Raw genomic sequence first — 11895 nt, forward strand, 5'->3', positions numbered from 1 at the left:
CCCACGGGTCCTCGAGCTCGATCTCCTTGGCGATGGACACACCATCGTTGGTGATCGTGGGAGCGCCCCACTTCTTCTCCAGCACGACGTTGCGGCCCTTGGGACCCAAGGTCACCTTGACCGCGTCGGCCAGCTGGTTCATGCCGCGCTCCAGCCCGCGCCGGGCGTCCTCGTCAAACGCGATCATCTTCGAAGCCATACCTGCTCCTGCTCTCGATAGGGGGTGTCCGGGACGGCGCCCGCGACGGACGGCCCGCCGGCAGGCGGACCTCGCCATCCCGGCACACCCCGCCGGTTGGCACTCTCCAGGGGTGAGTGCCAGGCATCGCGTCGCACTCTACCCACAACTTGCGCGACGCGCATCTAGTGCGTGCCACGCATCATCAGATAGAGTCGCCCCCATGAACGACGACGCCCTTGACCTCCGGGCGCGCAACAAGCAGGCCACCCGGGAGGCGATCAGCCACGCCGCGCTGCGCCTGGCCATCGAGCAGGGCCCCCACGGGCTGGCCTTGGTGCGCGTCCACGACATCGCCACGGCCGCGGGAGTCTCATCCCGTACCTACAACAACTATTTCTCCAGCAGAGCGGAGGCGATCTGCGCCTTCCAGGCCGACCAGGCCGGTCGCGTGGGGCAGGCGCTGCGCGCCCGGCCCGCCGACGAGCCGCTCGATCAGGCCGTCATCGCGGCCGTGGTCGAGCTCTACACCGACCCTGAGCCCGACAAGGTCGGCCTGCGCATGATCATGTCGACGCCCGAACTGGAGGGCGAGGCGCTGAGGGCGTTCACGATGGCGGAGGGCCCGCTCACCGAGGCGATCGCCGCCCGCACCGGCACCGACCCAGAACGCGACCTGTTCCCCGCCGTCACGGCCGCCGCGGTCGCCGCCGCCATCCGGGTGGCCGGGCGACGCTGGCTCGAGCCCGGCAACGCCGAGTCCTTCGCCGCCATCCTTCGCAGCGCCCTGTCCTGCGTCGTTTCCGCCGCGCCGCCCGAAGGGGGTCAGCCCTCATGAATGGCAATACTTGTGATCTTTTTCGGCCCTCGCGGCCGCTGGGAGATTCCCGACGAGGCGCTCAAGCCTGTGACCAAGCAGGTCAAGGCGGCCGCCCCATCGCATGAGTGGTGAATCCGTGCGGCAGTGACCCCTCGATAACGAGGTGCGGCGCACCCGCGGTTCGGGCGAAGATGGCCGCGCCTGGCTGTGGGAGCCGGTACCCCCTGGAGGAGGAGCGTGCCATGAGCGCCATCGGATCCGCCGACCCGGAGGTCCGGGTCAGCACGGGAAGGCTGCGCGGGCGGATGGAGGACGGCGTGGCCGTCTTCCGCGGCGTGCCGTTCGCGCGCCCGCCGGTGGACGCGCTGCGGCTGACCGCGCCGGTGCCGGCCGAGGCGTGGGACGGGGTGCGCGAGGCCGGGGTGTTCGGTCCGCGGCCGCCGCAGTCCAGGTTGCTGGGCTTGGCCGGCGCGGACGGCGCGGACGGCGACTGGTTGACGGTCAATGTCTGGTCCCCCGACCTGGGCGCCACCCGGCTGCCGGTAATGGTGTGGATTCATGGCGGGGGCTACATGTACGGGTGGTCCGGCGACCCCCTCTTCGACGGCCGCGTGCTCGCCCGGGACGGCGTCGTCGTGGTCACCTTCAACTACCGGGTCTCCGCCGAGGGCTTCGGACATTTCCAGGGGGCACCGGCCAACCGCGGGCTCCTGGACCAGGTGGCCGCCCTCCGCTGGGTACACGACAACATCGCGGCCTTCGGCGGAGATCCGGACCGGGTCACCGCCTTCGGAGAGTCCTCCGGAGCCGGGAGCATCGCGGCGCTGATGACGATGCCCAGCGCCGCCGGCCTGTTCCGCCGGGCGATCGCGCAGAGCGTGCCGGGCCTGTTCTTCTCCACTGAGCTGGCCGCCGACATCGCCGCCGCGGTGGCCGGTGAGCTGGGCCTGCCCCCGCTGGCGGGCGAACTCGCCGGCCAGTCGCCGGAGCGGCTGATCGAGGCCGGTGACACGGTGGCGGAAAAGATGGGCGACTGCCCGCGGTGGGGCCACGCCGCGGACGTCCGAACGCCGTTCGGGCCGGTCGTGGACGGCGAGGTGCTGCCCGCGGTGCCGTGGCGGTCACTGATGGACGGGGCCGCGAGCGAGGTGGAGCTGATCGTGGGTCACACCCGCGACGAGTATCGGCTGTTCATGGCCATCAGCGGCGACACCGGACAGATCACCGCCGAGCGGGCGGACACCGCGCTGCGGGCGCTCGCCCCGGACCCGGAGGCCTACCGGGCCGCCTACCTGGGGGCCGGCGAGGAGCGGCTGTACGAGCTGGTGCACTCTGACTGGTTGTTCCGGATGCCTTCCGTCCGGCTGGCCGAAGCCCGCCAGAGGCACGGTCGCGCCCACCTGTACGAGCTGACCTGGCAGGCCACCGGCATGGGCGGCGATGTCCTCGGCGCCTGTCACGGGCTCGGCCTGCCGCTGACGTTCGGCAACCTGACCGCCGGCGCGGCAGGACTGCTGGTCGGACCCGAGGCGCCGCCGGCCGCGACCGAGCTGTCGGCGCGGGTCCGAGCGGCATGGATCGCCTTCGCCACGACCGGAGACCCGGGCTGGCCGGCGTACGAGCCGCAGAACCGGCACACCTGGATCATCGACACCGAGCCGGACATAGCGGCGTACCCGGAGGAAACCTCCCGCGAGTTGTGGGCCGGATACGCCTTCGACCCCCTTGCGTTGCGGGCGCGGCCATAGCCGTTCCAACCCAGGTCGTACGCCTGTAGTTCTGGGAAGTTCCCTCTCGACCCCGGGCCGATGGGCCGGGTGTGCCGTCAGCCAGCGCCGCTGAGGTCGACCGCCGGGAACGTCACCGGTGCCGGTGGCCGGCCTGCCTGCACTGTCCAGGCTTCGCCGGTCGCGCCGTGCCGGGTGATGGTTTGGACCGCGGCGGCGACTTCGTCCGGGTCGGCGATGGCGAGGTGGTGCATGAGAACGTGGTCGCGGATGCCGGCGAGCATCGGCGTGTCGACGAAACCCAGCAGACGGCGTTGATGGTCACGCCGGATTCGGACAGGGCGGGCGCGAGTGACCGGACCAGCCCGATGATGGCGTGCTTGCTGGCGGAGTAGACGGGGTCGAACGGGTTGGGCGCGATGCCGGCGAGGCTCGAGGTCACCACGATGGCGCCGCCACCCGCCTTGGCCAGCGCCGGCAGAGCCGCGCGGATGCCGAACATGGTGCCGTCGATGTTGACCGCGATGATGCGGCGATAGCCCGTCCCTGCTCGGTCTCGATGTCGACGCGCGCGCCCGCGCGCCGCAGGTAGATCTGGCTGCCCACCTCGAGGGCGACGAACACCGCCACGTACTGCAGCCCGCTGACCAGCGGCACCCGGTCCACGGGCAGCGCGTACGCCAGCACCACCCGCACTCCGGCGTCCAGCACCAGCCCGACGCCCCAGATCGCGCTCGCTACCCGCATCATGTGCCGGAAGGCCGGGGAGTCACGCCACGCGATCTCGGCGCGTTCGCGGGTGGCTCCGGTGGTGAACGAGCGAATGGCCTGGTGGTAGAACGGCGTACGCGGCAGTGTCGCGAGCATCCACAGTCCCGCGACGGCGGTCATCCAGCCGCCTTTGGCCAGCAGGAAGCGCGGGCTGCCGGTGATGAACGACACCGCGACGCTGAGCACCAGGATGCTCAAGGTGAACACCGCCAGCCCGTCGACCCGCCTCCGCCTGGTTACGGTCCACACCGCTCGAACCCCCAGGGCCAGCGCGAGCCACTGGCCGACGCCGGCGGCTCGTAGGCCGTAGAAGACCACGAGCGGGGCCACCACGTTGAGAACGAGGTTGATGACGACTTCACGTCGTGGATTGGGCGATTTGCCATCTGCGGGCTGGTTCGCCGTCGTGGCAGGCGTGTTCATCGCTGTGCCTCCGCCTGCAGGGCAATCGAGTCCACGCCGCCGCCGCGCGGTCGCCAGGCGCGGAAGAGAGAGCCGGCGGTGACGAGGGCGAGGACGAGAACGGCAAGCCAGGCGATCCAGCTTCCCGGCCTGGCGAGGTCGCCCGTGTCCTGGGTGAGGGCGTGGTTGAGCACCTGCGCCTGCCAGAACAGCCAGGCGAGCGGTACGGTGCCCGCGAGCGTGAGCGCCGTGGCGGCCAAGGCTGGGGCGGGACTCCACTGACGCAGCCGGAGAGCCACGGCTCTGACGACGAGAGCCTCGACGATCAGGTCGCTCCAGCGCGCCGGTCGCGGATCCTCGATCATGATCAACCGGTCCGGCGTCCAGGGCTCGACGGGTTCGGCGATCTCGGGGTGGGCGCCGCGCTGGCGATCGGCGATGGCGAACAGCGCCGTCACGCCGACCACGAGGTACATCGCCACGGTCAGCGTGATCCCCGGTCATGCCGCGCGGGAGCGGCTGGAGAAATCCGGCGCCTGCGCAAGGAGATCGGACTGCTGGCCGGTGTCGCGGCCGATCAAGTAGGGCTGATCTACATCGCTGCCGCGCAAAACCGCCGTGACGACGCGCTGGCGCTGGCGGAAGAGGCGTACGTCACCGCTGAGAACTGCGGGGCCGAGCGCATTATGCGCCAGGTCGAGGAGGCGCGTGCGCAGATAACGGCGTCTGACGCCGGCGAGGGCGGCGGCCACGACCAGGGGAACCCGCCAAGCCGGACCAACCACACCATCTGATCACCAACACTGCCGATCTCCGGTTGGCGGCGAGCCAGTCCAGGAGATCGCCAGGTGTAGCGTTTTGACACCTCTCACGGGTAACCGCTATCTATTGGCTAACCGTTAGGGGGATGGAGTGCAGGACGCAGTGCTGGCGATGCTCGCCAAGGAGCCGTCGCACGGGTACCACTTGCACGCTCGGCTGCGGCGGAGCCTTGGCCCGCTGGGCGAGTCGATGAACCGTGGTCAGATCTACGTGACGCTGGCCCGGCTGGAAAAAGCCGGGCTCGTCGTCTGTGAGCGGGCGGACGGCCTGCCGGAGCGGCCGGAGCGCAAGGTCTATGAGCTGACGCCGGCCGGGCAGCAGCGGGTGGCCGCCTGGCTGGCCGAGGTGGGCTGGCCGAAACCGGACCTGGCGGAGTTCCATCTCAAGCTCGCCGCGGCCGCCGCGGCCCGGCTCGCCGACCCGGTCGAGCTGGTGGCGGCGCAGCGCCGTGAGTTGCTGCGCCGCTTGCGTGAGGTGCAGCAGGCGACGCTGGCCGAACCGCCGGGATCGGGCGCCGGGCTGCTGCTGGAAGGGGTCGTGCTGCGGTTGCAGGCGGACCTGCGCTGGCTGGACGCCTGCGAGCGGGCCTGGTCCAGGGTCGATGGCGAAGCTGAGGGTGGATGAACGTGTCAAGTGCCGTGGTCCGGGCCCGCGGCCTGGTGAAGACGCATGGTCAGGGGCAGAGCCGGGTCCGTGCGGTGGACGAGGTCGACCTGGAGGTGCCGCAAGGGCAGACGCTGGCGGTGATGGGGCCCAGCGGCTGCGGGAAATCGACTCTGCTGCACCTGCTGGGCGGTCTGGAGCGGCCTGCCGATGGAGAGGTGTGGGTGGCCGGGCGGCGAATCGACACGCTGAGCGAACGAGCTCTGGCGCGCCTGCGGCGCCGGTCGGTGGGGTTCGTCTTCCAGGCCTTCCATCTGGTGGAGGAGCTGTCGGCGGCCGAGAACGTGGAGCTGCCCGCGCTGCTGGCCGGGCACTCGCGCCGCCAGGCCAAGCGGCGCGCGAGCCTGCTGCTGGAACGGGTCGGGCTCGCCGACCGTGCCCGGCATCTGCCGTCGCAGCTGTCGGGCGGCCAGCGTCAGCGGGTCGCCGTCGCTCGCGCGCTGGTCAACGAACCGCTGGTCGTCCTGGCCGACGAGCCGACCGGCAACCTCGACACCGCGGCGACCCTCGATGTGCTGAGGATCTTCGAGGAGCTGCGTTCCGCGGGGCAGACGTTCGTGATCGTCACGCATGACGAGCGGGTGGCGGCCACGGCGGATCGGCTGGTCTCGATGCGCGACGGGATGTTCGTCGACGACACCTGGCTGGCCGGCTCCCACACGCGCGGGCTCGGCGGCCTGATCGGGCTGGAGGACTGAACGGCATGGGCTCCATCGTGCTCGTCGTCCACCTGGCTGCTCGGCGCCACGCTCGCGACCCTCCTGGCGACGGCGGCACTCACCGCCCTGCCCGCACGCCTGGCGGCGCGCCGGCCCGTGGCGCAGGCCCTCAGCGCAGAAACAGCCTGATCGACCCCGCTCGACGGAAAGGAAGCACGAAGTGGCATCTGACGCCGCCGGAATTCGGCGATTAGTGGTGGACACGGGGGAGCCCCGCGGATGGGTGTCCCCCAGGACAGACCTGGTGACGGCGCTGCTCGGCATCTGGTTCGGGGTCGGGCTGATGGTCGACGCCTGGGCGCACAGCAACCTGGCGCAGCTGGAGACGTTCTTCACCCCATGGCACGCGGTGTTCTATTCCGGCTTCGCCGTGGTCTCCGGCTGGATCATCTGGCAGGTGTGGCGCAACGTGCGCGCCGGACGGCAGGGGCCGGCGGCCGTCCCCACGGGCTATCTCGCCGGGCTGGTGGCGATTCCCGCGTTCGCCGCCTTCGGATTCGCCGACATGATGTGGCACACCATCCTCGGCATCGAGACCACCATCAACATCTTTTTCAGCCCGTCCCACCTCGGCCTCGTCGTGACGATGATGCTCATCATCACGACACCGCTGCGCTCGGCGTGGAACGCCCCCGACGTCGGTGCCCGGCCGACGCTCGGCCGTCTGCTGCCCGCGCTGGTCGGGCTCGCGTTCGCCACCACGCTGGTGTTGCTGTTCCTGTCGTACGGCGACGCCATGCGGTACCGCCCCGAGGGCATCGTCCGGGCGTTGTCCATGCTGCGGGAGGCGGGGGCGGGCGGCGGCACGCGGGGCGCCGGCCCCGTGGCGGTGGGCCCGGGCGCCGAGCAGGTGGCCGCCCAGACGGGGTTCCGCAACGTGCCGATCCTGTTGTCGTTCGTGGCCGCCGGCGTCGTGAGCGACCTGCTGATCCGCCGGCTGCGGCCGTCGGGGGAGCGGCGCGCCGCCTTCTGGGCCTTCGCCGGGCTGTCGGCCTTCGCCACCTGGTCGCTGTACATCGGGGTCGCCTCGGCCCTCGGGGGCGGCCTGCCCGGCGTGCCCGAGCTGTGGACCGGAGCGCCGGTCGTCGCCGGGTTGATCGGGCTGGCACTCGGGGTGCTGTTCCTGCCTTCTCCGGGCTCCCGAATGCGAGATGAGGGTCACGGCGACACTAGGTAATCATAGCGCTACGGACAGTCATCGATCGGGTATGGGTCTCGTAGATCACGCGCTCTCCCTTAAGGCTGTCACATGACTGTCACCAAGCTCGACGCTGCCGCACATCGCCGCTGGCTGGGCAAGACCATGGCGCTGAGCTGCGGGCTGTGGGAGGGGACGAACGACCTCGACACCGCCCAGCTCGCGAAATACCGGCTGCTGAGTGACTGGGTGGAGGTGACCGCCCAGTCGCGCGTCCTCGACGTGGGCTCGGGCTACGGCGGCCTGCTGAGCTATCTGAGCCGAGACCATGGTGTGGCAGCCGCGTGCGGTGTCGACGCCTCCGATCACGCGTGCCAGGAGGCCGAAGGTTTGCGGCTGCGCGGGGTGAGCATCCATCAGGGCGACTATCGCGCCTTCACCCCCGACCGGCCCTACGACGCGGTCGTCAGCATCGGGCTTCTGGAGAACGTGGGCGGCACGCCCGAGGCCTACACGGAGTTCTTCGCCCACGCACACGCGTGGACCAGGCCGGGCGCCCGCCTGGCGCTGGAGAGCACGATCCGGGGACACCGCGAGAGCTGGCCGGCCGAGGCCGCACGATACGTCGAGGCGATGCGACGACTGCGCCTGACCGGCACCGTTCTCACGCTCGACCGGCTCCTGGCCGCCTGCGGGCGTTGGTGGGAGCCGATCCACGTGCGGACCCACCGCGACGACTACGCGCGCACCTTCGCGACATGGGTCACCCGGCTGCGCGGGTGCTGCGATCGGCCGGGGAGCGTCGAGCGCGATGGGACGAAACTCGCCGACTGGCTGGAGTTCACCACGACGGGCACGGCGCTGTTCCGGCAGGGCGCCCTGTCCGTCGCGCACCTCGGACTACGCCGAATAGATCGACCCACGCGCCCGCCGACCGCGCCGGTCCCACGAGACCTCGCAGGTCCGCAGGCGTGAAGGCACCCGGGCCCCGGCCCGGCCCACGAGCCCCGCGATCAGATATCGCGAGGATCCGGTGAGGCACTCAGTCCGCACCGGCGGCACTCTCACGTACGAAAGGAGAAAGAAGATGCTTTCGACGATCACCTCGGCCGAAACCCTGAGCGCCTGCCCGATCGAGATGGAAGACGGCAAGCTTCTGGTCGCCCCGATCACCAGCAGCAGCAGCTCGGCCGCCGTCGCCATGGAGGAGTAAACGCGAGAAGCGGGTGCCGTGTCCCGGACCGGGACACGGCACCCGCCGAACCCGGCCATGACTCATGCGGTCCACCTCGTTCAAGGATCGGTGCAGATGGAGAACACGCCGGTACTGCGCTCCGCGCTCGGCACCAACTTCTTCCGTGCGGTCAGCCCATGGCTGGACAACACGGCCTTCCACACCAATCAGCTCCGGCACTCCCATCTCGGGATCTCCCGGTCGGCCTCGCCCGCCGAGGAGTTCCTGTACGCCAGCCGGCTCCGCCGCCACGACCGTGAGCTGCAGCGCTCGGTGGCCGACTACCTCACGACCGCGAGCATGGAGACGCTGAGCCACACCGATGAGGAGAGCATCCCCGCGACCCGCCGCGTCGAGCTGCCGGATCCCGCGCCGGCGCGGATGGCGCTGGATGAGGCGATCGCGGCCCGGCGCAGCACCCGCTCGTTCAGCGGAGCCCCGGTGACGCTGCCCGAGGCCGCCGCGCTGCTACGGGCTGCCGGAAGGTGCTTCGGCCACGAGCCGGGTCGGCCGCACCGAGCCGTCCCCAGCGGCGGCGGGCTGTACCCGGTCGAGCTGCACCTCGCCGCACGCGAGGTGACGGATCTGGAGCCGGGCCTGTACCGCTACGCCCCCCGCCTGGACTGCCTGGACCGCCACGGCGGCCCCCGGCAACTGGCCGCGCTCCTGCGCTGCGGCCTGGACGAACTCCCCGACCTGCTGACGATCGACCGAGCGGCTCTCGTCGTGCTGTTCGTCGGGCGCCCATGGCGCTCGATGCGCAAGTACGGCCCGCGCGGGCTGCGGTTCGTGCTGCACGAGGTGGGAGCGATGGCCCAGCATGTCCATCTCACCGCGACCGCGCTCGGCCTGGCCGGCACGGACTGGTCGACCTACTACGACGAGGAGGCCCACGAGGTCCTCCGGGTCGACGGGCTGCGGACCGCCTTGCTGCATCTGATCGTCCTCGGCCGGCCGGGCGGCCGGCCACATCCGCAGGAGAAGAGCCGACCGCATCCGCAGGAGAAGATGTGACACAGCCCGCATCACCCCGTATCAAGCGGTCGTTCTCGGTCATCGGGCATGATCCCGACACGGTCGAGCTCCGGCAGGGCGTGTGGAGCGCCACCTCGCACACCATCACCGACGAAGCCCGGCGCGGCTGGCTGTTCTCGGTGGTGAACGCTCTGGACGGCTCCCAGGACGTGGCCGAGCTCGCCGCGCGGGCGAACATCGGTATGGAGGAGATGTCCTCGCTCCTGGAGCAGTTGCGGACACTCGACGTGATCGAGGACATCGCGACGAGCGCACTCGACCACTACCTCGACCACTACGCCGACTTGCTCTCCGGGCCACCGCCACCAGCCCGTCCGGTAAGGGTGATCGGCGACGGCGGTATGGCCGCCCGTGTCACGGAGCTGATCGCGGCCGGCGATCCGGAGCTCGACGTGACCGACTCCAGCGACGATCCCCTCCTCGGGGCGCTCAACGACGCCGACACCGGCTGGACCACGCACGGGCTGCGGCTGCACGAAGTCGCCGAGACGTTCGCCTCCTGGGAAGGCGGCATCACCGTGTGGGCCGATGTCCGGGTGGATCCGGTGGCGGTGAGCCTGTTCAACAGGGTCGCCCTGGAAGTCGGCATGTCCTGGCTGCACGGCACGATCGATGGGCCGTTCCTGTTCGTCGGCCCGACCTTCCACCCGGGCCGCGGGCCCTGCTACACCTGCCTGGAAACGCGCATCACGATGAACCTCGCCGACGGCGCGGGCTACCGCCGATACAAGAACGCGCTCACCACCGCACAGGCGTCGGGAGGACGTCCGCCCATGCTGCCCGCGCTGTCCTCGCTGCTCTGCTCCCATCTCGCCTTGGAAGCGATCAACCTCGCCCATACGGGCGCCTCCTTCACCCAGGGCAAGATGCTGTGCGTCTACCTCCCCACATGGGAGACGACCGTCAGCGAGGTCCTGCAGATCCCCGGCTGTCCGGCCTGCTCGCCCGTCGCGCAGCGCGACGAACCCGAGCTCTACTTCCAGGCCAAGGAGTGGCTCCGTGGCTGACCAGCGCACCGCCGCGCCGGCCGCGCGCCTCGTACCGCGGACCACACCGTTCGACGCCGGCACCCGGGTGCTGGCCCGGCGCATGCTGAACCCCGTGTGCGGCCTGATACCGCGGCTGAAGTTCAGTGCCCGCTCACGTGGCGAACCACGCATCGCCATCGCCGGCGCCGAACTCACCGGCGTGCACGTCCTGTACGGCGCCCGACCGATCCCGGCCGAGTGCCACCACCTGGGCGGGGCCGGCATCCTGCTCGACGAGCCCCTCATCAAGTCACTCGGGGAGTCGGCCGAGCGTTACTGCCACCATTCGTTCCTCGCCCACCACCGCGACCGGCTCCGCTTCGCCAGCCACCGCGCCATGAGCAGCGGTGGCCGCGGGATTCCGTCAGACCAGTGCCTGTCGTTCTTCTCTGACGAGCAGCTCGGCCGCGACGGCTTCCTTTTCGAGCCCTTCGACCCCGACGCCCCGATGAGCTGGCTGCCCGCCGACTCGCTCACCTCGGACGACCCCTACTGGATGCCGGCCCAGCTCACGCTGGTCGGCTACCTGCCGCGGCGCAAGGAGGGCGAGCCCTGGGTGAACGCCGCGGTGACCACCGGCACCGCGACCCACAGCGACCCGGGCAAAGCCCTGCTCGGCGCCTTGGAGGAGCTCATCCAGCTCGACTGCGTGATCGGGCACTGGTACGGCGGTCAGCCCTCCGTCAAGATCCTTCTTGACGGCCGCCTGCGGGCCCTCGCCCGGTTGATCGACCGCCACTGGTCGCCGGGCACGCCGCCCCCGGAGTTCCACCTCCTGCCCAGTCCCGACCTGCCCGGCTTCACCGTCGCCTGCGTCTACCGCGACGAACATCCCGGCAACGCGCCGGTCGTCGCGGGCCTGGGCAGCGACCAGCGCCTGGGCCACGCGATGTACAAGGCCCTCCTCGAAGCGGTCGCGGTGTTCCGCTACGCCAACTGGATGGCCGCCAAAGCCGCCATCGAGGACAGCGACGTCACCGACAAGGACCGCTTCTTCGATCTCGACGACAACGTGGCCTACTACACAGATCCGGCCAATGCCGCGATCATCGACAAGCGCTTCGCCGTCCATGTGGAGGTCTCGGCGCGTGACCTGCCCGCCGACGCGGCCCCAGACCTCCGCACTCGCGTGAAAGCGCTGGTGGCGGCCTTCGCCAGGACCGGCAAACAGCTCGGCTACCTCGACCTCACCACTCCGGACGTCCGCCACCTCGGGCTCACGGTCTGCCGTGTCTGGTCTCCGGACACCCTCAGCCTGTGCCCGCCCAGCGCACCGCCCCTGCTGCACAAGCGATTCGCCGACTACGGCGGCGCGACCAACCCCGAGCCTCATCCCTACCCTTGATCACCCCATAGCG

General features: G+C 70.6%; 15 protein-coding genes and 1 pseudogene. 10 read left to right on the top strand and 6 right to left on the bottom strand.

All coding sequences use genetic code 11. From position 1 onward, the window contains the following. Positions 1-199 (bottom strand): TCP-1/cpn60 chaperonin family protein (locus tag LDL49_RS20020; RefSeq protein ID WP_308016158.1); only part of this gene is annotated, 199 nt, incomplete at its 3' end. Positions 200-401: 202 nt separating this feature from the next. On the opposite strand from LDL49_RS20020, the gene LDL49_RS20025 reads away from it, so the two are divergent. Both LDL49_RS20025 and LDL49_RS20030 read left to right on the top strand, forming a co-directional pair. After that, the gene (locus tag LDL49_RS20025) at positions 402-1016 is read left to right on the top strand and encodes a TetR/AcrR family transcriptional regulator (RefSeq protein WP_225292622.1); all 615 of its coding nucleotides are present in this window, start codon (positions 402-404) and stop codon (positions 1014-1016) included. 224 nt (positions 1017-1240) lie between these two features. Continuing rightward, positions 1241-2746, top strand: a complete 1506-nt coding sequence (locus tag LDL49_RS20030; RefSeq protein WP_225292623.1) for a carboxylesterase/lipase family protein — start codon at positions 1241-1243, stop codon at positions 2744-2746. 77 nt (positions 2747-2823) lie between these two features. Here the strand turns inward: LDL49_RS20030 and LDL49_RS20035 are convergent, their stop codons facing one another. The 5 genes and pseudogenes from LDL49_RS20035 to LDL49_RS20055 form a co-directional block, all read right to left on the bottom strand. Continuing rightward, positions 2824-3009: a hypothetical protein gene (locus LDL49_RS20035; protein WP_225292624.1), complete on the bottom strand. Its 186-nt coding sequence runs from the start codon at positions 3007-3009 to the stop codon at positions 2824-2826. A gap of 80 nt (positions 3010-3089) precedes the next feature. Continuing rightward, positions 3090-3227, bottom strand: a pseudogene (locus tag LDL49_RS59200) (SDR family NAD(P)-dependent oxidoreductase); the annotation flags it as partial. Further along, positions 3164-3919: a VC0807 family protein gene (locus LDL49_RS20045; protein WP_225292625.1), complete on the bottom strand. Its 756-nt coding sequence runs from the start codon at positions 3917-3919 to the stop codon at positions 3164-3166. The gene LDL49_RS20045 and the pseudogene LDL49_RS59200, both read right to left, overlap by 64 nt. Then, positions 3916-4380: a hypothetical protein gene (locus tag LDL49_RS20050; RefSeq protein WP_225292626.1), complete on the bottom strand. Its 465-nt coding sequence runs from the start codon at positions 4378-4380 to the stop codon at positions 3916-3918. Before LDL49_RS20050 ends, LDL49_RS20045 begins: the two co-directional genes overlap by 4 nt. 18 nt (positions 4381-4398) lie before the next feature. After that, the gene (locus LDL49_RS20055; RefSeq protein ID WP_225292627.1) at positions 4399-4650 is read right to left on the bottom strand and encodes a hypothetical protein; all 252 of its coding nucleotides are present in this window, start codon (positions 4648-4650) and stop codon (positions 4399-4401) included. A 160-nt stretch (positions 4651-4810) separates the two neighbouring features. Here LDL49_RS20055 and LDL49_RS20060 point away from each other — a divergent pair, with 160 nt between their 5' ends. The 8 genes from LDL49_RS20060 to LDL49_RS20090 all read left to right on the top strand — a co-directional run bounded on the left by LDL49_RS20060 (position 4811) and on the right by LDL49_RS20090 (position 11882). Further along, entirely contained in the window at positions 4811-5344 is a 534-nt protein-coding gene (locus tag LDL49_RS20060; RefSeq protein ID WP_225292628.1) for a PadR family transcriptional regulator, read from the top strand. Continuing rightward, on the top strand, positions 5341-6081 hold the full coding sequence (locus LDL49_RS20065; RefSeq protein ID WP_225292629.1) for an ABC transporter ATP-binding protein: 741 nt from the start codon (positions 5341-5343) through the stop codon (positions 6079-6081). The genes LDL49_RS20060 and LDL49_RS20065 overlap by 4 nt, the downstream gene beginning before the upstream one ends. Before the next feature lie 244 nt (positions 6082-6325). Then, complete coding sequence (locus LDL49_RS20070; protein WP_225292630.1) at positions 6326-7279, top strand: hypothetical protein; 954 nt, start codon at positions 6326-6328, stop codon at positions 7277-7279. Between the two features lie 72 nt (positions 7280-7351). Beyond that, entirely contained in the window at positions 7352-8215 is an 864-nt protein-coding gene (locus LDL49_RS20075) for an SAM-dependent methyltransferase (RefSeq protein WP_225292631.1), read from the top strand. Between the two features lie 112 nt (positions 8216-8327). After that, positions 8328-8453: a hypothetical protein gene (locus LDL49_RS56995; RefSeq protein ID WP_263655294.1), complete on the top strand. Its 126-nt coding sequence runs from the start codon at positions 8328-8330 to the stop codon at positions 8451-8453. A gap of 96 nt (positions 8454-8549) precedes the next feature. Then, a complete protein-coding gene (locus LDL49_RS20080; RefSeq protein ID WP_225292632.1) occupies positions 8550-9488 on the top strand; it encodes a SagB/ThcOx family dehydrogenase in 939 nt (312 codons plus the stop codon). After that, positions 9485-10516: a TOMM precursor leader peptide-binding protein gene (locus LDL49_RS58410; RefSeq protein ID WP_225292633.1), complete on the top strand. Its 1032-nt coding sequence runs from the start codon at positions 9485-9487 to the stop codon at positions 10514-10516. The genes LDL49_RS20080 and LDL49_RS58410 overlap by 4 nt, the downstream gene beginning before the upstream one ends. Beyond that, complete coding sequence (locus tag LDL49_RS20090) at positions 10509-11882, top strand: YcaO-like family protein (RefSeq protein ID WP_225292634.1); 1374 nt, start codon at positions 10509-10511, stop codon at positions 11880-11882. The genes LDL49_RS58410 and LDL49_RS20090 overlap by 8 nt, the downstream gene beginning before the upstream one ends. Positions 11883-11895: the final 13 nt, after the last annotated feature.

Origin of the sequence: Nonomuraea aurantiaca (assembly GCF_020215705.1) — a bacterium.
GTDB classification, from domain to species: Bacteria; Actinomycetota; Actinomycetes; order Streptosporangiales; family Streptosporangiaceae; genus Nonomuraea; species Nonomuraea aurantiaca.